This window comes from Moraxella sp. CTOTU46934, from assembly GCF_031979465.1.
Taxonomy (GTDB): domain Bacteria; phylum Pseudomonadota; class Gammaproteobacteria; order Pseudomonadales; family Moraxellaceae; genus Faucicola; species Faucicola tetraodonis.
The window spans coordinates 39,747-62,913 of the sequence record NZ_DALZEG010000014.1 but is presented as its reverse complement, the minus strand read 5'-3'; the positions used below and the strand labels follow the sequence as shown (position 1 = coordinate 62,913).

Here is a 23,167-nt window from a genome sequence, read left to right as displayed (position 1 = left end):
AAGTTAATATATTTAATGAAATATATTATTTTTATTTATGAATACAGGTTCTTAGAGGACACCTGCGTTCTCTACCTTCTTTTGGCTTAGGATAAAAAATAATTCGCTACCTTGTCTGGGCTTAATTGAATTATAGCAAGGCGCCAGTTTATCAATGGTGAAAAACTGCTGAAATAATGTTTCATATTCTTGCTTATCCCCACCAAACGGTGGACTGCTTTCAAAATGCTTATCTAGCAACACGCCCACCAATTTACCCGTGGGTTTGAGGAGCTTTTGCATTTGCTTGGCATAATCGCTGCGTCTACTGGGGTCAATCGCGCAAAAAAACGTCTGCTCAATAATATAATCAAACTGATACTGCGCAGGGTCTAAGCCAAAAAAATCCGCTTGTAGCAGGTGCGCTTTGGGAAAACTGGGATAGCGCTTGGCAAAATTATCCAAAGGCAGCCTAGCAAAATCCACCACATAAACATGGCTAAAACCTTGTTCATGAAGATAGCCTGCTTCGTAGGCGTTGCCCGCCCCTGGGATTAAAATCTGTACCGATTTACTCACGCCGTTGTCGAGTAAATGCTCGATATAGGCTTGCAGGGGTGGCGAAACTTTACCGATGTCCCACCCAGTATAGCCATCATCATAGCGTTTTTGCCAAAATTCGGCGTCGTTGACCGAGTGTTGACTTAGCGTGTTGTTATCTTCCATGATTGCTGCTCCTGATAGTTTTTTAGGCTTTTCGAATGGTTAAAATTTGCTCGCTACGACCAAATGCGCCGTGTGCGTCATGTAGCACGCTACTGGTCAGACCCACGCCATCGCCCCCAAATTGTTGCACGGTCTCAAGTCCCAGCCAACGCCCAACGGGCATACGGTGCAGATGGATTTGCAAATCTAAATTGGGGAAAAACCATTCAATGGTATTGGGTTGGTGAATACGCGGTACCACACCATTGGCAGTATCGACCATGCCCATCAAATGCACAAAGTCGGAGGTGGGCTTTACTTCGCCGTTCTCTTCGACCATGTCGATATCGGTATTGATCCACACGATGCCATCGCCTTGGCGGTTGTCGGGGTCGGCTTTGAGATAAATACTGTCGATATAGCCACCGCCCCAATGCTTCATGCCGTCCCAGTTCGGGTAGCTTTCTGGATGACCAATTCGCTCATCTTCCAGCCCTGCAATCTCTGATGTGTCGCTGGTTTGCATACGCCACGCGCGGGCAACGATACAGGTTTTGCCATTGGCTGCCATGGTGGTTTCGACCAGTTCGATAGTGCGACCCGGACGGATAATGTGGGTGGTCACGCTAAAATCGCCAAAATGAATCAGCCCAAAAATATCCAGACTGATGCGCCCGATACGCATATCACTGCGCGGTTTGAATTGTTCAAGCTCGTAAGCCAACAGTCCTGTCGCTGCCGCCATGTGTTGTTCGTTGTCATTCCATGCGCCTTGGCAGTGGATATTGCAGCGGTAGTTTGATGTGGTGATATCATCGGTCGTGGTGCGGTCAAGCAGTGTGTAATAGGTATTGCCCATAAAGTTCCCTTTTTTGCTTAAAAATTGGTTGTGCCTAAAAATTGGTAAAACGCCTAAAATTGCTAAAAAATTGTAGCACATTGGCTATCGGCTATTGGTGGAATTTTTGCAAAGTTGCCGCCATGACGACCCGCCAAACTTGGCACTTGCTTAGCATAACCCCGATTGGCATCCGCCAAAATCTATCCACCTTCGGCTAATGAATGAGTTTGAAATGCTTAACGATTAGCCGCAAAAAGCCAGTATAATACGCGGATAATATAAAATTTTTCCCTATATTTTGACACTGTCTTATATTTTGATACTGCCTGTATTTTGACACCATATTTTAACAACATAAAGATAAGTAATCCTATGACTGCAACTGCCCTACTTGATACCGATCACATCAACACCGATAAGCCGCCGTTTATCTTGGTGGACGGCTCGTATTATATGTTCCGCAATTTTCACGCCTTGCCTGTCACCATGCAAACCACCCAAGGCTTGCACACCAACTCCATCCGCGGCACGCTCAACGCCCTCAAAAAACTGATGGAAAAATACCGCCCAACCCACATGGCGGTGGCGTTTGATACCAAAGCGCCCACCTTTCGCCACAAGCTTTCCCCTATTTATAAGGGCGACCGCCCAGAAATGCCCGCCGAACTTGCCGAGCAAATCCCTTACATTCACAAGATGATACAAGCGATGGGCATACCGCTACTCGCGATTGAAGGCGTAGAAGCTGACGACATCATCGGCACACTCGCCCACCGTGCTTGCCTAGAAGGTCATCATGTCATCATCTCCACAGGCGACAAAGACATGTGCCAATTGGTCAATCCTTGCGTCATCGTGGAAAACAGCTTTGATGACAAACGCTATGACATGGCAGGGGTCAAAGAAAAATTTGGCGTCGAGCCGCGTCAAATCATCGACTATCTCACCCTCATGGGCGACGCGTCTGATGGTATCAAGGGTGTCGCAGGCATCGGCGCAAAAACCGCGCAAAAACTGCTTGAGCAATACGACAGCATTGACAATATCCTTGCCAATGTCGACCAGTTAAAAGGCAAGCAACAACAAACCTTTTTGCAAAGCACCGACAGCATTGCGCTGGATAAACGCTTGGCGACCATTATCACTGACCTTGATATCGTGCCTGACTGGGAGACGTTGCGGCTACCGACAGACCCAAGTTTTAACATAGCAGAAAAACGCGCAATTTTTACCGAACTGGAATTTAAAAGTGAAATCGCGTCGCTCAATCATCCTTTTCACCCATCCAATAACGGCAATTTTAAAGCCGCTGAGTCTACTCAAAATGCTGTGGTGGAAGCGATTAAAGCGAGCCAAGATAGCAAAAATACTGCCAACAAGCAGTGGCATACTGTCACCAGCCAAGCCGATTTTGATACGTTAATCCAACGCCTTGGCGCATCAAAGCATTTTGTCATTGATACCGAAACCACCGATGTGAATTGGCAACATGCCGAGCTTGTCGGCTTGTCGTTTGCGCTGCAATCGCATGAAGCCTATTATGTGCCTGTTGCCCACGTTGATGAGATGGGCAATCGGATTGAACAACTTGCCCGCGACGATGTTTTAGCCCAGTTAAAACCGATTTTGCAAAATCCACAAATCGGCAAAATCGGTCAGCACTTAAAATACGACGCGCATATTTTGGCAAATTATGATATCGACTTAATCAACGAGCCGAGCAACTGGGCAATGGATACCATGCTTGCCAGCTATGTGATTAACGCCGTTGCTACCCGTCACGGTATGGACGACTTGGCACGTCACTATCTACATACCCAAACCATCACTTTTGAAGATGTGGCAGGCAAAGGCGCCAAGCAAATCACCTTTGACAAAGTCCCTTTAAACGTGGCAAGTGACTACGCCTGTGAAGACGCTGATATCACCTATCAGTTATTTGAACTGTTTAGCGAAAAACTCAAAGCCGAACCGAACAACGCCAAGCTGCTCCATGAACTAGAAATCCCTGTTGCCCAAATCCTATGCCAAATGGAGCATGATGGGATTTTGCTCAATAAAGCGTTTTTGGGAGAACTATCCGCGCGCTTTGATGAAAAAATCCAAGCACTTGAAACAGTCGCCTTTACGCAAGCGGGCGAAACCTTTAACCTTGCCAGTCCAAAGCAGTTGGGTGAAGTGCTGTTTGACCGCTTAGGCATTGCAGGCGGTAAAAAAACCAAAACCGGGCAATACTCCACCAGTGAAGCAGTGCTTGCCACCATCGACCATCCGCTAATTGAAACTGTGCTTGAGCATCGCAGTCTGTCTAAGCTTAAAAGCACCTACACAGACGCGTTGGCAAATGTGGCAGACAGCAATGACCGTGTGCATACCAGTTATCATCAAGCGTTGACGACCACAGGACGGTTGTCATCGACTGAGCCGAATTTGCAAAACATCCCGATTCGCACCGATACTGGGCGGCTCATTCGTGGCGCGTTTATTGCCCCCAAAGGTCGCAAAGTGCTATCAGCCGACTATTCGCAAATCGAGCTTCGGCTGATGGCACACTTTGCCAATGATCCTGTGCTAATCCGCGCGTTTCAGGAAGGGCATGACATTCACCGCGCCACCGCCGCTGAGATTTTGGGCAAGGCGTTTGATGATGTGACGAGCGAAGAACGCCGCCAAGCCAAAGCGGTCAACTTTGGGCTACTCTACGGCATGAGTGAATTTGGGCTTGCCAAGCAGTTGGGCTTTACTCGCCAGCAAGCGCAAGACTATATCAAGCTGTACTTTGCCCGCTACCCTACGGTACGTGCTTATATGCAAGCCACCCGCACGGCTGCCCAAAATCAAGGCTATATCACCACGATTTTGGGGCGTAAGCTATTTACCCCCGATATGCAGCACCCCAACCGCGGCGTGCGCCAAGCGGCAGAACGCGCGGCGATTAATGCGCCACTACAGGGCAGTGCTGCCGATATCATCAAACTTGCCATGATTGCGGTGAATGAGGTATTGCCCCAAGACCATGCCAAAATGCTATTACAGGTGCATGATGAGCTGGTGTTTGAAGCGGATGAGGATAAAGCCGAGGCGATTGCCGAGTTGATAAAAAACGCCATGCAAGATGTGCTGTCAAAAACGGCAAAAGCCAAAGGCTGGGATGTCAATTTTGCGGTGCCGCTCGTGGTAGAAGTGGGTATTGGTGATAACTGGGATGAGGCGCATTAATTTTTAAAGGTAAAAGAAAACCCACAGATTTTGCGGGTTTTTTAAATTTATAAGTGAATATTTTATTTCATGCACAAAGACCAATTGTATTTAATTGCTCATATAGAAGTGTATTTTGGAACATTTCAAATGTATATCCTACTCTGAGATCCTTTTCAAAAATTTCATAACTGTAATTTTTACCTTTAAAATCTTGTGAATTTTTAAAATACATAGCTATAGTTTTACTAAAGTCATGTCCACAAGAAATTTGAAGTATATCAAATTCTTCAACACTAAAACTTTTATATTTAGTTAATAAATCATCAAGGCTAACTGGACAATTTGGTGAGCGAACCAAAAGGGCTTCACACATCTTTTCAATATCAAAACTGATTATATTTGAGGAAAAAATCATATATGGATTAATGTCAAAATTCTTAAATTTAAGATTTAAATTATACAATTCATTTACGTACCTTAATAAACCTATAGATTTTATACTATCCAATATAAAATTCTTAAGATTAATAATATCTTGTTCTGCAAGAGCTTTCCTTTGAGTTGTATATATCTCATTCAATGCTTTCTTAAACGCATCTGACGAAATCATCATAATTTCTATATCATGATAATCTGTTAATAAAACTTTAGAGTGTATTTTAGACTTGATTTCATCATTCATGTGAGCAAAATCAGCATCACGTATACCTATAACCTTATCTATCAAATCACTTGGCGTATCATTAAGAAATTTGCTTACATTTGTTTTTCCATCACAATCATATAACCATGTTTTGTTGCAATCTACAAAATTTCTAAACAACCTAACATCTGTATCCCCTTCCAAAAATGCAAGGTTTTTATATCCTTGTGGATGATTTAAATTGAGTCTAAAAGTATTAAAAACATTTTGGCTTTGCTGATAACTTTCTTGAATACTACTCATCTTCGTCTTTAACCCTTTACTTACTTAAATCTTGCAAATCAACAACTTTGTTCCAATCATTATTAATAATTTGCGGCGAATGAGTAGCAATAATTACATTGGATTTATTAATATCCATTATTTTCTTTAAATCGCTTAAAAACTGCTGCTGCCAGACTACATGTAAAGAAATTTCAGGTTCGTCTATTAAAATTAGACTTCCTTTCTTAATATTAAATATTAACTCATAAATTAAAACTACTTCATGTTGCTCACCAGAAGAAAGTTGAGATAAACTTAGCGGAATATCATTATCATCTTCTCTATCACTGAAATACTTTATAAAGTAAAAACCTTTATCAGCATCAGCTTTAACTTTCTTGAAAGATAACTTAGCATTTAGCATTGTGACAAATAAATTTACTTTGCTATATATATCATCAAACTGAGACAACTTAGTTTTAGTATCTTCTATATATAAATTTAAAACACCAATATGATTTTCTTCAATTTTATCGTGTCTAATCAACTCATCAAAACTATTATTTTTTGGCAAAATATCAAAATTCTTTAATCTTTCTCTCTGGTTTTGTAATTCATTTAGTTCTTTAATAATATCTTCTTGAGTTGAAAGTCTGTACGATATTTCATTATCATCAATTAATCTCCTTGGGAAAGTTGAATCAAGTTCTTGGGATATAGCAGAAAATTTAAGGCTTGCACTAACTATATGGCTTTTAAGCTCCTTAGCATATGTTTGAATTGTTTGAACATATGAGCTATTTTCTCTTCTACTCTCATTTTTGACTTTCTTTAATAGTCTTTGGTCTTGAATGAAATAGGAAACTGTATTTTCCGAAAAATTAACAAGCCAGTCAGGTAAGATAGATTTAACAGGTAAACTTACATCATAATCATTCAATAAATTCTCTAAGTCTAATCTTTTCATAGACCTACGATCAATCCACTCATCATCGTCTACTCTACTGATATGAGGAAGAATATATAAATTATTAACCAAATCTTCTCTAAAACTCTTAAATTCAATGACTTTCTTTTTAGGTTTTTTTGTAGTATTTATTTCATTTAATGAAAATTCTAAACTACTATGCTCTTTAAATATTTCTCCTTCATTCAGATATTTACTTCCAAATCTCAAATGGTTTTCAACACCAAAAATCTCTTCATTAAACAATGATTCCTGCGTTCTATCTAATGCTTGCTTATTTATTTTTACTTTTTTACTTACAGTTAACTCTTTATTACTCGAAATAAAAGTTATACTCTTGAAATTCAGATTAAATAGAAAGAAATAATTAAAGGAATAAATTGAATGAATAATTTTTAAACAAAATGTTTTACCATATCCATTTGGAGCAGTAATGATAGTTATGTCTTCATTCAATTTAATTTCATAATTAAAAACCCCAAACAAACCATTTATTAATATTTTTTTTAACATATTAAATTCCTTAGAGTGATTTTAACTGCTCAATTTGCTTATTCATTTCGGCAAGTTGGCTATCCATCTCTGCGAGTTTCGCTTTCTCGCTTTCCACCACATTGGCAGGGGCTTTGCTCACAAAACTTTCATTAGACAACTTACTACGCAGACTTTCAGCTTGTTTGGTAAGTTTTTCTTGCGCTTTGGCAAGGCGATTAAGCTCCGCCGTTGGGTCAATCAAGCCTTTCATCGGCACTAGCACTTTTAACTGCCCTACCATACTCGATGACGACAACGGTAACTCTTTATCAGAACCGTCACCCGCATTCACAATAGTCAGCGTATCGACTTTGGCAAGCGATTTAAACTGATTTTCGATACGGCTTAGGCGCGCGGTTTCCTCATCGCTGATGTTATCAAGTAGCACAGGCAGACGCACCGCATTGCCAAGCTTCATCTCACCACGGATGTTACGAATCGCCCCAATCAGCGCTTGTAGCCACGTCATGTCATGCTCGGTCTGTAGGCTGATTAGGCTATCATCCGCCGTTGGGAAGGCAGCCGTCATGATACTGTCAGTCGCTTTTTTATCGATGATAGGGGCAATGGTTTGCCAAATGCTCTCGGTGATATACGGCATAATCGGATGGGTAAAGCGCATGGCGACTTCAAGACAGTTGAGCAGCACATAGCGGATTTGGGCTTTACGCTCGGCACTCACCGACTCATCGTTTAGGCTCGATTTGGCAAGCTCGACATACCAGTCGCAGTATTCATTCCAGATAAACTCATAAATATCTTGGCTCACCAAGTCAAAACGGTACTGGCTCATGTGCTCATGGATGGCTTTCACCGTGGAGTTTAGACGGCTCATAATCCACTGCTCTGGCAATTCCCACAGTGCGGTGTTGGCGGTTTTGTCGATGTTTAGCGCATTGCCTTCCTTATCGACACAGTTCATCAGCACAAAACGGGTGGCGTTCCAAATCTTGTTACAAAAATTGCGGTTGCCTTCAATGCGCTTGAGGTCAAAATTGATGTCACGTCCCGTACTTGCCAAGGAGGTAAAAGTAAAGCGCAGCGCGTCCGTACCAAACGCAGGGATACCGTCGGCAAATTCTTTGCGCGTGGCTTTTTCAATTTTTTGCGCGTCTTTGGGGTTCATGAGACCTGTGGTGCGTTTGGCGACTAGGGTTTCTAAATCAATGCCGTCAATCAGGTCAATCGGGTCAAGTACGTTGCCTTTGGATTTGGACATTTTTTGCCCTTGTCCATCACGCACCAAGCCATGCACATACACCGTCTTAAACGGCACTTGCGGGTTGCCGTCTTTGTCTTTGATGAAGTACAGGGTCATCATCATCATACGGGCAACCCAGAAGAAAATGATGTCAAAACCTGTGACCAATACGCTGGTTGGGTGGAAGGTTTTGAGCGCTTGGCTATAGTCGTCAAAGTTTAGCTCGCCTGTCCAATCAAGGGTGCTAAACGTCCACAATGCCGAGCTAAACCAAGTATCTAGTACGTCACTATCTTGGCGCAGCGCTAGGCTATCAGCAAGGTGGTATTTTTGGCGGACTTCCGCTTCATCACGCCCGACATAGATATTGCCCTCATCATCGTACCACGCAGGAATACGGTGTCCCCACCAAAGCTGACGGCTGATACACCAGTCTTGGATATCGCGCATCCACGCCATATACATATTTTTGTACTGGGCAGGGACAAACTCGGTGCGCCCGTCTTCTACCGCCTCGATGGCAGGTTTTGCCAGTTTCTCAATGGACACATACCATTGGTCGGTGAGCCACGGCTCAACGATGGTGTTACTGCGGTCGCCTTTGGGCACTTTTAAATCATGCGGTTTGATTTCTTCAAGCCAGCCTTCAGCCTCGCTTTGCTCAACCATTTTTTTACGCGCGGCAAACCGCTCAAGTCCTGCATACTCGCTAGGCGTGGTCTCAAGCTGTGGCTCTTTGGTTTGCAAATCAGTAAAAATCTGCATTTCTGGCAAGATATGCGCTGAATTATCAAAGATATTAATCATCGGCAAATTGTGGCGTTTGCCTGTTTCGTAGTCATTAAAGTCATGGGCAGGCGTGATTTTGACACAGCCTGTGCCAAATTCCATGTCCACCGCCTTGTCATCACCCACAATCGGCACAATGCGACCTGTAATCGGTAGCGTCACGGTTTGCCCGATAAGGTGCTGGTAGCGTGCGTCTTCTGGGTTCACGGCAACGGCGGTATCACCGAGCAAGGTCTCTGGGCGGGTGGTGGCGACGACAAGGTAATTTTTACCGTCTTGGGTTTTGACATTTTTATCGGTCAAATAATAGCGAAAATGCCACAGTGAGCCTTTCTCGTCATGGTTTTCTACTTCCAAATCCGACAAGGCGGTTTGTAGCTTAGTATCCCAGTTGACTAGACGTTTACCGCGATAAATCAGTCCATCTTCGTACAGACGCACGAACACTTCTTTGACGGCATTGGACAAGCCATCATCCATGGTAAAACGCTCACGGCTCCAGTCCACCGAGCTACCTAGACGGCGGATTTGGCGAGTGATGTTGCCACCGCTCTCGGCTTTCCACTCCCAAATCTTTTCAAGGAATTTTTCACGACCCAAATCATGGCGTTTGATGCCTTGGGCGTTCAATTGACGCTCAACGACCATTTGCGTGGCAATCCCGGCGTGGTCGGTACCTGGTTGCCAGAGGGTATTTTCGCCCAGCATTCGGTGATATCGGGTGAGCGTGTCCATGATGGCATTGTTAAAGCCATGCCCCATGTGCAATGAGCCTGTGATATTCGGCGGTGGCAGCGCAATAGAAAACGATTGTTGTTTATCATAGCTTGGCTGAAAGTAGCCTTTGTCTTCCCACACTTGGTACATGCCGTTTTCGACGTCGCTTGGGTTGTAAGCGTTTTCTAAAGACGTTAAGGCTTGGGCGATTTGATGTTGCGTGCTCATAGATGGTCAACTTTTACAATAAAAAAGAAAGGAATGTCAAAAAGGTAATTAACGGATTTTACCGTAAATTGCCTAGATTGTAGAGTATTTTGTGGGTAAGATAGCGGTTGATAAAATAATAAATGGGTTAATAACTCGTAAGGTTTGCGTTATGCACTTAGACTCTCTAAAGATTAAGAACTTTCGGATTTTGGAAGATGTGACGATTGAGAAATTGGGTCATGTGAATTTGATTGTGGGAAAAAATAATTCGGGGAAAAGTACTGTTCTTGAAGCCTTAGCTTTATTAGCAAGTGGGTTTAATCCTGAAGTAATGCTATTTATTTCAAATAATAGAAATGTATATCGTCATCTAAATACAAAAGACATAGAATCTAAGGTATTTTCAATTGAAAATATTATAAGTAAATCTAATGAAGACCCCTTTTTGAATTGGACTTATATTGGAAATCAAAGCCATTATTTAACTTTTGGTTATGTTAAGAATGGTAAAAATAATAATTTGGACATAGATAGAGAAAAAGGATATTCATTTACCTATTTTATTGATGATAGAAATTTTATGAACTTTGAAGTCAAAGCTATAAGTAATAGAGCTTTATTTATGGATATGTCCGAAAATTCACATCATATGAAAAAGAAAGCTTTTAATTTTGGTTATATCACTACTAATAACATTGACTTAAATTTGTTTGCTTCTTCATGGGATAAAATTGCATTAACAGATGATGAAAATTTAGTTTTGGAAATGCTTAAGTTGATTGATAGCGATATAACTAACTTGGCTTTTCTAAGTTTGGTGGATTCTGAAACAAGAATACCATTTGTTAGACTTAAAAATATTGAAAGAAGAATACCATTACATCAAATGGGTGATGGAATTTTCAGACTATTACAGATTATTTTAGAAATTCCAAAGTCAAAAAATAGTATCCTTTTAATAGATGAATTTGAAAACGGACTACATTACAGCGTTCAGCCCAAAGTTTGGGAACTTATCTTTGAACTCGCCCACCGCTTTAACATCCAAGTATTTGCCACTACCCACAGTTGGGACTGTATCGAAAGTTTTTCCCAAGTCGCCAAAGACCGCACCGACATGGAAGGCGTACTATTTCGCATGGGTCACAGCGTCCGCAAATCTGATAAAGGCAAACTTATCGCCACCGTATTTGATGAAGATGACTTATACAATCTAACCAAAATGAATATTGAGGTTAGATAATGATAAAGCACCTTATTGTTGAAGCAGAATCAGATAAATTATTTATCCAAACTTTTTTGCGTCATGAAAATCTAAACCTTCAATTAAACATTGACGTAGCAACACCCCAAGACCTTGAGCCAACCGCCTACACGACAAAACAAGCAGTATTGCAACAGCTGCCAAGGTTAGTAAAACTTTTAGAAACAGGACAAGTAAGCCATATTGGTATTTTGGTTGACATGGATTTTACTGATAAAACCGATATTAAAACCCAAAATCTACGGCAAATTAGCGAGCGATTAAACCCATTAGGATTTTATCAATTCCCACAACAAAATGATGAATTAGGTATTTATTTTGAAAATTTAGATTACGATAACCCAATTGGCGTTTGGCTAATGCCAAATAATCAAGATGAAGGCTATCTCGAAACTTGGATAAAAATGACGATGCCAACGAATGAACAAAATCATTTTGGACAAATCGAAAACTTTATCCATAGCCTTGGAACAAGCCATTTTAAAAATCCTACCACATCACTGGATAAAGCACGGATTTATACATGGCTTGCCACCCAATCAAAACCCACCCAAGATTTATCAAAAGCCTTGGCACTAGCTGACCCAAACACCGCTACCTACCAAAATTTTAAAAACTGGCTTATTACCACATTTGGATAAAGCAAAAAACCGCCATTTTAAAGGGCGGTTTTTATTAAAATCAATCCATTTTACCAGGCACAGGATTATCCAAAATTGTTTGGGTTTGTTTGGCGCGAAAATCACTGATTTTTTGCGCAAGCGTGCTATCACCAATCGCCAAAATTTGCGCTGCCAGTAGCCCTGCATTTGCCGCACCCGCTGCCCCGATGGCAAGCGTACCCACCGCCACCCCTTTGGGCATTTGCACGATGGATAGCAAACTGTCCCAACCGCTTAGGATGGAGGACTTGACAGGCACACCAAGTACAGGCAAATCCGTCTGAGACGCACACATCCCGGGCAGATGCGCCGCGCCGCCTGCCCCTGCGATAATCACAGACAGGCCGCGAGCTTTGGCAGTTTTGGCATAGTCAAACAATCTATCAGGGGTGCGATGTGCCGATACCACTTCACACTCAAAGGGCACCCCAAAATCCGCTAACATTTGCGCGGCGTTTTGCATGGTTTCCCAGTCAGATTGACTACCCATGATGATACCGACTTTGGCTTGACCTTGTGGCGATGGGATGGGTGGTGGTAGCTGGTGTGTCTGGGCGTTTGGCTGACTTGCTGACATGGAAAATTCCTTTTGCCAAAAAATTGACGGACTAAAAATAAAAAAACGTGCATGAAATGCACGGTTAAAACTTAATATAGCATGATTTTTTACCCTTGAAAATCAAAATCTATGAGGCAACTATATCACCACATTGGCGGGTACTCGCGGCTTTTGTTCAGGGGCAAATTTTTGATGACTAAGCATGGCCAGCTGCGTCTCAATCGTATCGCACATCATCCCTAAGGGCAATTCGTTTTCCCCCGTACCAAACGGCTCGCTGATTTCATCGACGATTTCATTGAGCGCCATAAAGGTGTAGCCGACAAAACTGACTACAAATGGCGTTACCCAGCCAATCGCATTGCCCAGTCCAAATGGCAGCATAAAGCAATACAGATACACAGTGCGATGCAGCAGCACAAAATAGGCATACGGAATCGGTGTGTTATTAATGCGTTCACAGCCCGCTTGGATATGGGCAATTTCACCCAAGGTGTTATCTAAGCTTTGCCACTGCCAAACATCGATTTTTTGCTCGGCTTGCCAGTTGGCGAGCATCTGCCCCATGATTTGGGTCAAGCGTAAGGCAATAAAGTTTTGCCCAACCACGGCTTGCTGTTCTTCAACCGTTAATAGCCGCTGCAGGTTTGCTGTATTATCCTCACTCCGCAGCTGTTGGCGTAGACTGTGGACAAAAGCGATTTGATGACGGATAAAGGCTTGTTTTTCCGCCATACTGACATTCGGCAGTGTCATCACTTGACGGGCGATGTTGCGACTTAGCCAAACCAGCGTGCCCCACAGCTTGCGCCCTTCCCAAAACCTGTCATACGCTGCGTTATTACAAAACCCGTGGAAAATCGCAAGAGAGATACCGAGTATCGCAAACACCGAAGGATTGAGCGGTACAGGCTCGGTGGCGATATGGGTTTGATAAAAATAGATGAAAAAGGAGAAAATAAACAACAAAACTTGTGGCACAATCAGCCGTTTAAAATACGAGCCTTGCATCACAAACAGCATCTTTAGCGGCTCAATCGGACGTCGAATCATACCTAACTCATCTTAATCGTTTGCTCACTGGCTATCATTTTTAGCCGTAAGCTTTAAATAAATATTTTAATTTATGTTACACCCAGTTTAGCTTTGGGTTAATGCTGATATTGAATAAAATTCGCTGAGGTCAAAGCCGGATGATCGGTGTCAAATTGATAAGCCGTCAAAAAACCATCTTTGGCAGCAGAATAATCCACACAGACCACTTGATGACTAAGTAGCTCAGGCGTGCCATTGAGCCAATAATGCCCGACAAAAATAGGTTTGTCATGGTCAAGACCAAACAAAATCTCAGCGGTCAACGTGTCTTTAGGAATATGAATCAAATCTTCTTGACTGGCGCGCGCAATCTGGTGAATCGGCTGAAACGATAAACTCGGCTGCCACCACTGTATCCGTACATTTTTACGTTGATGACCTTCTTTATCGACCAAATGAATGCCTTCAGGTAGCGGTGCTTCCACACCTTTAAGCACTCTTTCCAGTGCCTCAAAAGGCGGCGTACCTTCCTCACTGGTTTTTTGTAGCGCAACGGGCGTCAAGCGATTGTCTATCGTTAACAGCGGTTTTAAAATCGCCATCGCATCACTGTCCCAACAAGCATGCACAAAACACGCATCATCCAATGCTAGCCACAGCGGTAATTCATAAAACCGCTTGAGCCAAAACTGGTGCAACTCACTACCAAACCCTACTTCATCAAGGAACGCTTGATGCTGCGAGGTATTTTTATCATTATGTTGTCGTAAATATTGGCTTGCATCGCGGGCATCGGGTGTGGCGTAAGCTAACGCATTATACTCGTGATTACCCATGACCGCGAGCGCTTGCCCGTGGTCAATCATCGCAAATACGATAGATAAGGTTTGCAGCTGTTGACTGCCCCTATCAATCAAGTCGCCTATAAAAATCGCTTGGTGATTAGGAGGCGCTTGAAAACACTGACCATCATGTTGATAGCCCAACTGCGTCAGTAACCCAATGAGTTTATCTGCCTGACCATGCACATCACCAATCACATCATAAATCATATTTTTTACCTTTTACTGCTTTTTACGACTTTACCGTTAACCAGCCAAGCGACTGTTAACTAGGCAACCTGTGGCTGTACAACCTATGAATGGGCAAGCTGTAATCAGGCAAGCGGCGCCACGCAATTTTTTGCCCCCAAATGTTAGCCACCAAAGCCTAAAAATCTTGGGTGCATTAATTGGTTAAAAAAATGCGCCACAATACCGGGCTCAATGGCAATCGTGGCTAACATACCAAAAATACCACCCACCAAATGTGCCGAATGATTGATACTACCGCGACCTTGCCCATCCGCCCACACACTATACGCCACATACGCCACCGCGAACACAATCGCAGGTACAGGAATCACAAACAGCAACAATGTCGACCACGGATTCATCAAGATATAGCTAAAAATTACTGCTGAAACAGCGCCCGATGCGCCTAGACTGCTATAGCGAGGATTGTTCTTTTGTTTTAGATAGGTTGGCACAATCGCCACCACCAAAGCGGCAAGATAAAACAGCACAAATCCTAGACTGCCGAGTTTGGACATGAACAATCCCTGCACCGCTTGTCCAAACGAATACAGGGTAAACATATTAAAAAATAAGTGCATCCCATCGGCATGGATAAAACCATGGGTGACAAAGCGATCGACTTGCCCTCGCTTCACCGCAGGTGGATAAAAAATTAACCTTTGCATCAGTTGGGGTGATTGCCAAGCTAATAAACTGACGACCACCGTAATGATAATGATAAATAAAGTATGGTTAGAAAAAAGTGACATAACACCTCAAAATAGCAATAAATAATGATAAGTAGGATTATGATAAAGATAGCGTATTATCTCAATAAGCCAAATGTGAATTTATTGATATAGATGATACCTAAAGCTGCCTTGTAGTGTCACGTTCACCTTGTAGCATGAAGCTAATGACAAACCCTTCAAATTTGAGCAACACACCTTTACCCAAGTTTACCCAAAATGGGGACGATTTGAATTTTTAACACAATATTTACGCAATAGTTACCTTAACATAACTGAAGGCGAGCCGATTTTGCTTTAATTTATTAGCTATATTTGAGTAATACTGCAAAAGACTTAACAAAATCTGTTGAGTTGCGGCAGTTTTTCTCAGTATTGTTAAGCGTAAATTAATTAGCAATGCAATAACAAACCCAACAACCATAAATAATAATTTTTGAAAATATATAATAGAATTATTGGCTAGTGTGCTGGATATAAAAATAATACATTGGTTTTATGGTGGTTGATAACCCTTCATTTTCTTGAGGCTTGAATTATGAATATCATTGAACATTTAACCCGTACAGTAACACCCGTTGTTTTAAATAATGCAAATGACGAAAACCGCTCATCTTTATTAGAAAAATTATACGCTATCTTGGTTGCCCGTCTTGCTGACGGTAACGTCTCTAACAGCTTTGCTAATGCAACCATCGCTGATAATGACAATAGCTTTTTTGACCGTGTACTACCAGATACCACCCACCGTACAGAGCTAGTGCAACAGCTCTCACGTCATTACAGTGTACCAGAGCAAGAGACTGCTTCGTTAGTAAGCCGTGCCGCGCCGCTGGTACTGCGTGAATTACGCTCACTTGCAGGTACAACACCACTCAATACTTTCTTATCAAACAATATTGCGTCTGTGGCTTCTGTGATTCCTGCTTGGGCATATGCATTTATCCCAGCGGGCATTTTAACCATGTTGAATTTGTCGCCTGTGCATGCAGCCACCACGCCTACTGTCCAAACGACCACTCGTACAGAGGAGCATCTAGTTGCTACGCCTAAACGCGATGAAGGCGGCTTGATGAAAATGTTATTGCCAATCATTGGTTTGTTGATTTTAGGTGCACTCGCTTGGGCATTATTAAAATCATGTAACAAAACTGAGCCAGTCGCGACGCCAGTTGTGGCTTCTACTACTGCGTCAACAACGACAACCACTACCACAACTGAAGTCTCTGCGGCAAGTGCAACCAATAGCATGGCAATGCCTGTAGCATCAACCACTGACATGGCAGTAGCAAGCATGCCAATGGCATCTGGCACCACGATGACTACCACTGAAACCACGGCAACAACTATCTCTAGCACTGAGCCTTCAGTGGTATTTGAAAATGGTCGCTTAAGCTTCTACTTTGCTACGGGTAAAGCACAAGTTGCTGGTAATGCTAAAGAAAAAGCCAATGATATCCTTGAAGCCGCTAAACAAGGCAAAAAAATCGGTATCAGTGGTTATACTGACAGCACAGGTAATGCTGCTGCCAATGAGAAGTTAGCAAAAGAGCGTGCCCAAGCAGTTAGATCATTCTTGGTAGCCAATGGTGTGCCACAATCACAACTTGAATTGATCAAACCACAAGATACAACAGGTGCTGCGGGTAAAGACCAAGAAGGTCGCCGTGTCGATGCATACATTGTTGATGACAATGCAATTCCTGCCACTGGTACCACAACTGTCACGACGGTTGCAAGTCCAGCGAAATAAATCACCTTTTACGGTTGATGCATCGTTAAAAATCCTTGATAAGTTATCGAGGATTTTTTTTGCTGTTAAAAATTTTTAGATGCCACTGGCTTTTTGGGTAAAAAATTTCATCAAGGGTGTGATTTTGCTAACCACACTTACGCCTTTACTGCGTAGCTGCTGAATCGGACGCAGCTGTGTACCAAAAATCCAATTGATCCCAGAAAAACTGTGCATCATCATCGCGTTATTTGCATAGCGTTGACGCTCATACCGCTGTAAGGTGGCGAAACTTGCCCATAGCTTGTTGCCTGAACGCTGGTAATCTTGTTGCAAAATATCGCTCAAGGCAATGATATCGAGCATACCCAAGTTTAAACCTTGTCCCGCCAAAGGATGCACCCCATGCGCGGCATCGCCAACCAACGCCAAGTTGGCTTTGACATAATTTTTGGCATGTTGGGCACCCAGTGGGAAGCTGGCGATTGATTCAATCTCAGTGATGTCCCCCAAAGCATAGCCACTGGCAAAGGCGAGTTCTTTGGCAAGCTCTTTTGGCGTGAGTGTGAGTAAATCGAGGGCAGCATTGGTCGGCAATGTCCATACCACCGATTGCCAATGTTGAGGATTTGCCTGATCGTCAGCCGTCACATCTGCCAGCGGTAAAAGTGCCAAAGGCCCTGTCGGCAAAAACACTTGTCTGGCTGTCGCCTTGTGTGGCTGCTCGGTTTTGATGGCGCAGCAGATTGCCGTTTGCTGGTACACCAAAGTATCTAACCCAATCCCTGTCGCTTGGCGTACCATAGAGCCGCGCCCGTCAGCACCGATTAATAGCTTACCTTGATGCGTGGTGCCATCGTCTAAGCTAACTTGATACCCTAAATCTTCACCTTGCCACGCAATATCAGTGACCTTATGCCCTGCAATATGGCGCAAATAAGATTGACCCTGATGGACAAGACGCTCATCGTCAAAACCGTCATACAGCGCTTTTTCGATGATAAAAGGTTCGACCATACTGCCCAATAATTGCGGTGTTTGAGCATCACCAAAATTTAGCTCACCCACGCCATTGGTTTGCCATACCTGCATTTGGGTATAGTCGGCTTTGCGTTTGCTTTGTTCAATACGCTGCCAGGCACCGACCTCTTTGAGTAGGTTAATACTGGCAACGCTTAACGCATACACACGAGCATCACGCTGGGTGAGTTTGTCGTGCCAATCGGCTGCTAAAAGTTTTGGGCGAGCATCGATTAAGGTGACAGGATGGCGCGCTTGGGCAAGCTTTAGTGCTAAGATTGTCCCAACGATACCGCCGCCGATGATGAGGGTATTATTTTTCATGATTTCAGCCCCATCGCAAAGGTAGCCACAGCTGGCTTCACAAATGGCACTTTATCAAAGGCAATGAGTCCGACATTACGCGCGAATTTGAGCAAGGGATTTTGGTGCATAAAGCCATAGACCACCGTATCGCAGAAAATTTCTACCCGTTTTTGGTCGGCTTTACGGCGTTTGGCATAAGTTTGTAGCATGCGACTATCGCCGATATCTTCGCCGCGCATCACTTGCTGTGCCAGCATTTTGGCGAGCGTATCAGCATCGCGCATACATAGGTTAAAGCCTTGTCCTGCCACAGGGTGCAAGGTGTGGGCGGCATTGCCCATGATGACGCAGCGATCTTTGACTTGACTATCTGCCAATATTTTCACCAGTGGATACGCGCCGCGTTTACCCGCTTTGACAAACTTGCCTGCTAGGCTGCCAAAGGCTTGTTGAATGGTGTCAAGAAAGTATTGGTCGTCGTCTAGATAGCGCTGTTCTTCGCCTTTTGGGCACACCCATACCACAGAGCGGCGGTAGCCTTGCTGGGCTTGTCGTCCATCCCCTTGACTGATATCAAACGCATCAACCAAAGGCAACACAGCAACTGCGCCCATTTTATTAAAGCGTTCAATCGCTTGATGCTGGTGCGGTTTGTCCGTCATGACCACGCCCACGACACCGACTTGGTGATAATCGTGTGCAGTTGCGCCAATGCCCAGTAGTTGCCGGCTTGGCGAGTGCTGACCATCACAAGCCACCAATAAATCAGCTGTTAAGGTTTGGCGAGCTTGGTGGGCTTGGTCAAAGCGAATGGTGACATCGGTTGCCGTCTGTTGTATATCGGTCAAAGTGGCACCGTCTAGCAAGGTTATCAGCGGATTGTTTTGCACGGCGAGCAGTAATTTTTTGCCAAGCCATGCGTTTTCCATCACTTGTCCAAAACTTTCTACTCCTTCAGCGTGTTTGTTGAGCGTCGCTTTACCAAAACTACCTTCTTCACTGATGTTAACTTCATCGATGCGGCAGGCATGGCTTTGTAAATCATCCCATAGCGCTTTGCCATTAAAGGTGATACCACGATAAATTTGTACCGTACGGCGTGACAGCGCGATGTTACGGCTGTCAAATTGCGCGCGGTCTAAGTCATCATCAGGGCTGATGGTCGGATAGTTGGCTTTTTCTAGTAACGTACTTGAGATGCCTTTGTCGGCAAGCAGTAAAGCAAAGGATAAACCAACATTGCCGCCACCGATAATCACCACAGTTTGGGGGGTAAGAATATTCATGATTGTTCTCTTTTTTAAAGGGCGGTTAAAGCGCACCTTATCAGAATTTTTTACCAGTTTAGCACAAATCCTTACGCGCTTTGTGGCGGCAATTGGGTAAAATCCATAAAGCAAATGTTAAAGGACTAAGCAAAATGTCGCTATTACAGTGGTTATTGCTGTTTTTGCTTAGCAGTATATTTTATAGTTGGGTGCTGCTGGGAAATGGCGCAAAATGGCTAGAAGGCTGGCTATCTTGGTGGCTAATTGGCTGGTTTTCGCTAGATTGGACCGCTGAGCAAATCCGCTTGTATGTACTGATCATTTGGATTGTTGAAACGATTTGGTTTGTGGTCGGTTTGTTTCAACCAAGTTTACGTACTTTTTAGACTGACTTCGACAAAAATTTTGGCTACCTTTTTTTGTGAGGTTCTGTTAAAATAGGCAAAATCAAACCTTAGCGAGTTGGCATGATAAAGTTAATGGCACAGACTGGTAACGCATTAAAACCAGTTAGCTATTTTCTTTAAAATCAATGTCTTCTCGCTTTTTTGTGGGCGATACTTTTTACGGTATGTGCATTGACTGGGCATAATTTACCGTCGCACACATGGGTAGAACACAGGATACGAGCGGAGGCACTAGGTGAACACGAATTACGCAAAAGCAATTTTGGCATTGGCAGATGGTACGGTTTTTTATGGTCGCAGCATCGGTGCTAGCGGACACACCGTTGGTGAAGTCGTGTTTAATACAGCGATGACAGGTTACCAAGAAATCTTGACTGACCCAAGCTATGCCCAGCAAATCGTCACCTTAACCTACCCGCATATCGGTAATACTGGTACCAACGATGAAGACACAGAGTCAGGTCGTATTCACAAAGTGTGGGCAAATGGATTGATTATCCGTGATTTGACCATGGCGACCAGTAACTTTCGCTCAAGCCAATCACTCAATGAGTATCTGATTAACCATAACACCGTTGCCATCGCTGATATCGACACCCGTAAACTCACTCGCCTACTGCGTGAAAAAGGCGCACAAAACGGTTGTATCATGACTGCCGATAGCGACGGCCAGCTCGATGAAGCCAAAGCAATCGAACTTGCCAAAAGCTTTGCCGGTATCAAAGGCATGGACTTGGCGAAAGTCTGCTGTGACCAAGCGGGTTTTACCTGGACGCAAGGCTCATGGCAATTGGTGAGTCCAGAAGTGAGCCCAACTTGTGGTCACTTTAAAGAATTGGGCACTGACATTGAGCAAAAATTTAACATCGTGGCGTATGACTTTGGCGTCAAAACCAACATTTTGCGCATGCTCGTTGACCGCGGCTGTCATGTCACCGTTGTGCCTGCCCAAACGCCTATCAATGAAGTGCTCAAACATAACCCAGACGGTATTTTCTTATCCAATGGTCCTGGCGACCCTGCCCCATGTGATTACGCCATTGATGCCATCAAACACATCATCACCGAGACTGATATTCCGCTGTTTGGGATTTGTCTAGGTCATCAGCTATTGGCACTGGCTAGCGGCGCGCAAACCTTGAAAATGAAATTTGGTCACCATGGTGCCAACCACCCTGTGCAAGATATCGAGCAAGGTACGGTGATGATTACCTCACAAAACCACGGTTTTGCGGTGGATGAAGCCACCCTGCCAAGCAACATTAAAGTGACGCATCGCTCGTTGTTTGATGGCTCAAATCAAGGCATTGAGCTGACCGATAAGCCTGCGTTTAGTTTTCAAGGACATCCAGAGGCAAGCCCAGGACCCCATGACTGTGCGCCATTGTTTGATAAATTTGCGGATATGATGGCAAAAGCGAAAGGTTAATTTTAAAGTGCATTAATTGCACTTTTTTAAAGATAAAATTTGAGATTTATATGACCGAAATTAAAATCAAAGACTTGCGAGGGGTGGGTGACGTTGAGCTAAATCTTGACGATACTAAGCGAGTTTTTGTTTTTTTTGGGTCAAATGGGGTAGGCAAAACCAAAACTTTAGAGTCAATATTTATTGGTTTAGTTGCTACTAACTCTGAATTCGATATAACCCCAAAATATGGCTCTTTTGAAAGATTATTTCGAGAATATATTGATTTTTTAAATAAAATACATCTTTTATTTGATACTCAATACGTGAGTACTGATACTTTACAAATAAACCCAGAACGCAAATCTTTTGCTATTGCTTATTTAGGTGCAAATCAACGGGGTGTCTTTAATCATCATTCGGGTTATTACAATAAGCAAGTTGGTAATTTTAACCAAAGAAAAAGTGATTATTTGCAAAGATTTGAAAGTAGCCTCTACACTGTTGATGGCATGAAAGATTTAGGGATGTCAGAATCCTTAAATGAATGGTTTGTTTTAAGAGCACAGTCTGTAAATCCTTACCAACGTGAAGAAGATAATAGAAAAATAGAAATTGACACTGTTTTAAACGCTTTAAACATTTTAGACAATCGTATTGAAAAAACGCTAAAAATCGATGGTGACGGCAATGTATTTCTCACCATCGAAGGACAAGAACGAGAGTTAAGTGAATTAAGCTCTGGTTTTATTTCAGTGGTAAAAATCATTCAATCCATTATCTCTGCGTATTCAGCATTTACCAACGCCACCGACTTATTAAACGTCAAAGGCGTGGTATTAATTGATGAAATCGAAAGCCATCTACATATCGAATGGCAAACTAAAATTGTACCCACGCTGAAAAACTTATTTCCCAATACCACTTTTTATATCGCTACTCATTCACCCTTAGTATTATCACAACTGGCTGAAGGTGAAGCGTATTTATTAAAACGTGACGCTGATGGTGTGGTAAGAAGTCAAGAAATAAATTCACCCAATACTCGGTTACTAGAAAATGTATTACAAGATGCGTTTGATGTCGATTTAAATCAATTGAAACGTGAAAACATGGAACACATTGACCAAACCAAAGCGAAACAAAAATTATTAGCCCTGTTAAATAAATAGGATAAACAGATAGGTGAAAAAATGAATCAAAAATCTGTTTTAGTGGATGCTAATATTTTAATCGCTGTGATTGATGGAAAGGATGATAATCCTAATCATATTGAAGCAAAACAAAAATTTAATGACTTAATCGCTCAAAATGCCACGATTGCCATTACCCCTTTGATTCGTTATGAAGTATTACGAGGTGTAAAAAGTATTTCAATTGATGAAGCCCAAGAAATTTTAGACGATTTTGTTGAATTTAATATCACTGATAAAGAAGCCAATCCTTCCGCTAGAATTTTTCACTTTAGCCGTAGTCAGGATTTTTCATCGAAAGACACAGGTATCAGACTCGATAAACAGAACTTTGATGTATTTCATTATGTTGTCGCCAAAATTCGCAATTTAGAATTGGTCAATGTTAATCAAAAAGATTTTAACAAAATTGAAAATGTTATTAAATTAATGCCAAGTCCGCCTTTTAACTAATTGTT

19 protein-coding genes are annotated in these 23,167 nt (G+C 42.8%); 8 read left to right on the top strand and 11 right to left on the bottom strand.

Going from position 1 to position 23,167, the window contains the following annotated elements; genetic code table 11:
* Positions 1–51 precede the first annotated feature (51 nt).
* On the bottom strand, positions 52–705 hold the full coding sequence (locus RTN07_RS10175; protein WP_312177827.1) for a methyltransferase domain-containing protein: 654 nt from the start codon (positions 703–705) through the stop codon (positions 52–54).
* A gap of 22 nt (positions 706–727) precedes the next feature.
* Complete coding sequence (locus RTN07_RS10170; protein WP_050325505.1) at positions 728–1,543, bottom strand: thioesterase family protein; 816 nt, start codon at positions 1,541–1,543, stop codon at positions 728–730.
* A 354-nt stretch (positions 1,544–1,897) separates the two neighbouring features.
* Between RTN07_RS10170 and polA the strand changes: the two genes are divergently transcribed.
* Positions 1,898–4,744, top strand: a complete 2,847-nt coding sequence (polA, locus tag RTN07_RS10165; protein ID WP_312177825.1) for a DNA polymerase I — start codon at positions 1,898–1,900, stop codon at positions 4,742–4,744.
* A gap of 67 nt (positions 4,745–4,811) precedes the next feature.
* On the opposite strand, the gene RTN07_RS10160 is transcribed toward polA, so the two are convergent.
* From RTN07_RS10160 to RTN07_RS10150, 3 genes are read right to left on the bottom strand one after another with little or no spacing between them, the layout of a single operon-like run.
* Complete coding sequence (locus RTN07_RS10160; protein ID WP_065253628.1) at positions 4,812–5,672, bottom strand: DUF4435 domain-containing protein; 861 nt, start codon at positions 5,670–5,672, stop codon at positions 4,812–4,814.
* Between the two features lie 16 nt (positions 5,673–5,688).
* On the bottom strand, positions 5,689–7,113 hold the full coding sequence (locus tag RTN07_RS10155) for an AAA family ATPase (RefSeq protein WP_065253627.1): 1,425 nt from the start codon (positions 7,111–7,113) through the stop codon (positions 5,689–5,691).
* Between the two features lie 10 nt (positions 7,114–7,123).
* Positions 7,124–10,069: a valine--tRNA ligase gene (locus RTN07_RS10150; RefSeq protein WP_312177823.1), complete on the bottom strand. Its 2,946-nt coding sequence runs from the start codon at positions 10,067–10,069 to the stop codon at positions 7,124–7,126.
* 151 nt (positions 10,070–10,220) lie between these two features.
* On the opposite strand from RTN07_RS10150, the gene RTN07_RS10145 reads away from it, so the two are divergent.
* Complete coding sequence (locus RTN07_RS10145; protein ID WP_095356173.1) at positions 10,221–11,294, top strand: AAA family ATPase; 1,074 nt, start codon at positions 10,221–10,223, stop codon at positions 11,292–11,294.
* Positions 11,294–11,956, top strand: a complete 663-nt coding sequence (locus RTN07_RS10140; protein ID WP_060995081.1) for a DUF3226 domain-containing protein — start codon at positions 11,294–11,296, stop codon at positions 11,954–11,956. The genes RTN07_RS10145 and RTN07_RS10140 overlap by 1 nt, the downstream gene beginning before the upstream one ends.
* Before the next feature lie 40 nt (positions 11,957–11,996).
* Here the strand turns inward: RTN07_RS10140 and purE are convergent, their stop codons facing one another.
* From purE to RTN07_RS10120, 4 genes are all read right to left on the bottom strand, one after another.
* Entirely contained in the window at positions 11,997–12,554 is a 558-nt protein-coding gene (purE, locus tag RTN07_RS10135; protein WP_095356172.1) for a 5-(carboxyamino)imidazole ribonucleotide mutase, read from the bottom strand.
* A gap of 120 nt (positions 12,555–12,674) precedes the next feature.
* A complete protein-coding gene (locus RTN07_RS10130) occupies positions 12,675–13,589 on the bottom strand; it encodes a bestrophin family protein (protein ID WP_065253624.1) in 915 nt (304 codons plus the stop codon).
* A gap of 98 nt (positions 13,590–13,687) precedes the next feature.
* A complete protein-coding gene (locus RTN07_RS10125; protein ID WP_312177821.1) occupies positions 13,688–14,623 on the bottom strand; it encodes a metallophosphoesterase in 936 nt (311 codons plus the stop codon).
* 143 nt (positions 14,624–14,766) lie between these two features.
* A complete protein-coding gene (locus RTN07_RS10120; RefSeq protein WP_060995078.1) occupies positions 14,767–15,396 on the bottom strand; it encodes a rhomboid family intramembrane serine protease in 630 nt (209 codons plus the stop codon).
* A gap of 517 nt (positions 15,397–15,913) precedes the next feature.
* Here RTN07_RS10120 and RTN07_RS10115 point away from each other — a divergent pair.
* Positions 15,914–17,128 carry an OmpA family protein gene (locus tag RTN07_RS10115; protein ID WP_312177820.1) on the top strand — a complete coding sequence of 405 codons (1,215 nt, stop codon included), beginning with the start codon at positions 15,914–15,916 and terminating at the stop codon, positions 17,126–17,128.
* A 75-nt stretch (positions 17,129–17,203) separates the two neighbouring features.
* Here the strand turns inward: RTN07_RS10115 and RTN07_RS10110 are convergent, their stop codons facing one another.
* Positions 17,204–18,451 (bottom strand): FAD-dependent monooxygenase, encoded by a 1,248-nt coding sequence (locus RTN07_RS10110; RefSeq protein WP_312177818.1) that lies wholly within the window; start codon positions 18,449–18,451, stop codon positions 17,204–17,206.
* The gene (locus RTN07_RS10105; RefSeq protein WP_312177816.1) at positions 18,448–19,719 is read right to left on the bottom strand and encodes an FAD-dependent monooxygenase; all 1,272 of its coding nucleotides are present in this window, start codon (positions 19,717–19,719) and stop codon (positions 18,448–18,450) included. The genes RTN07_RS10110 and RTN07_RS10105 overlap by 4 nt, the downstream gene beginning before the upstream one ends.
* Before the next feature lie 134 nt (positions 19,720–19,853).
* On the opposite strand from RTN07_RS10105, the gene RTN07_RS10100 reads away from it, so the two are divergent.
* The 4 genes from RTN07_RS10100 (at position 19,854) to RTN07_RS10085 (ending at position 23,162) form a co-directional block, all read left to right on the top strand.
* Complete coding sequence (locus tag RTN07_RS10100) at positions 19,854–20,087, top strand: hypothetical protein (protein ID WP_076774895.1); 234 nt, start codon at positions 19,854–19,856, stop codon at positions 20,085–20,087.
* Positions 20,088–20,343: 256 nt separating this feature from the next.
* Positions 20,344–21,537, top strand: coding sequence for a glutamine-hydrolyzing carbamoyl-phosphate synthase small subunit (gene carA, locus RTN07_RS10095; RefSeq protein ID WP_312177814.1), 1,194 nt, complete (start codon positions 20,344–20,346; stop codon positions 21,535–21,537).
* A gap of 50 nt (positions 21,538–21,587) precedes the next feature.
* Positions 21,588–22,688 carry an AAA family ATPase gene (locus RTN07_RS10090; RefSeq protein ID WP_198510976.1) on the top strand — a complete coding sequence of 367 codons (1,101 nt, stop codon included), beginning with the start codon at positions 21,588–21,590 and terminating at the stop codon, positions 22,686–22,688.
* Between the two features lie 21 nt (positions 22,689–22,709).
* On the top strand, positions 22,710–23,162 hold the full coding sequence (locus RTN07_RS10085) for a PIN domain-containing protein (protein WP_095356162.1): 453 nt from the start codon (positions 22,710–22,712) through the stop codon (positions 23,160–23,162).
* Positions 23,163–23,167: the final 5 nt, after the last annotated feature.

Bases quoted from the DNA above. Each gene is read 5' to 3' on its own strand.
- RTN07_RS10160 (WP_065253628.1), bottom strand. From the start codon at position 5,672: ATGAGTAGTATTCAAGAAAGTTATCAGCAAAGCCAAAATGTTTTTAAT.
- purE (WP_095356172.1), bottom strand. From the start codon at position 12,554: ATGTCAGCAAGTCAGCCAAACGCCCAGACACACCAGCTACCACCACCC.
- RTN07_RS10140 (WP_060995081.1), top strand. From the start codon at position 11,294: ATGATAAAGCACCTTATTGTTGAAGCAGAATCAGATAAATTATTTATC.
- RTN07_RS10115 (WP_312177820.1), top strand. From the start codon at position 15,914: ATGAATATCATTGAACATTTAACCCGTACAGTAACACCCGTTGTTTTA.
- RTN07_RS10105 (WP_312177816.1), bottom strand. From the start codon at position 19,719: ATGAATATTCTTACCCCCCAAACTGTGGTGATTATCGGTGGCGGCAAT.
- RTN07_RS10110 (WP_312177818.1), bottom strand. From the start codon at position 18,451: ATGAAAAATAATACCCTCATCATCGGCGGCGGTATCGTTGGGACAATC.
- RTN07_RS10120 (WP_060995078.1), bottom strand. From the start codon at position 15,396: ATGTCACTTTTTTCTAACCATACTTTATTTATCATTATCATTACGGTG.
- RTN07_RS10085 (WP_095356162.1), top strand. From the start codon at position 22,710: ATGAATCAAAAATCTGTTTTAGTGGATGCTAATATTTTAATCGCTGTG.
- RTN07_RS10175 (WP_312177827.1), bottom strand. From the start codon at position 705: ATGGAAGATAACAACACGCTAAGTCAACACTCGGTCAACGACGCCGAA.
- RTN07_RS10145 (WP_095356173.1), top strand. From the start codon at position 10,221: ATGCACTTAGACTCTCTAAAGATTAAGAACTTTCGGATTTTGGAAGAT.
- polA (WP_312177825.1), top strand. From the start codon at position 1,898: ATGACTGCAACTGCCCTACTTGATACCGATCACATCAACACCGATAAG.
- RTN07_RS10130 (WP_065253624.1), bottom strand. From the start codon at position 13,589: ATGATTCGACGTCCGATTGAGCCGCTAAAGATGCTGTTTGTGATGCAA.
- RTN07_RS10090 (WP_198510976.1), top strand. From the start codon at position 21,588: ATGACCGAAATTAAAATCAAAGACTTGCGAGGGGTGGGTGACGTTGAG.
- RTN07_RS10150 (WP_312177823.1), bottom strand. From the start codon at position 10,069: ATGAGCACGCAACATCAAATCGCCCAAGCCTTAACGTCTTTAGAAAAC.
- RTN07_RS10100 (WP_076774895.1), top strand. From the start codon at position 19,854: ATGTCGCTATTACAGTGGTTATTGCTGTTTTTGCTTAGCAGTATATTT.
- RTN07_RS10155 (WP_065253627.1), bottom strand. From the start codon at position 7,113: ATGTTAAAAAAAATATTAATAAATGGTTTGTTTGGGGTTTTTAATTAT.
- RTN07_RS10125 (WP_312177821.1), bottom strand. From the start codon at position 14,623: ATGATTTATGATGTGATTGGTGATGTGCATGGTCAGGCAGATAAACTC.
- RTN07_RS10170 (WP_050325505.1), bottom strand. From the start codon at position 1,543: ATGGGCAATACCTATTACACACTGCTTGACCGCACCACGACCGATGAT.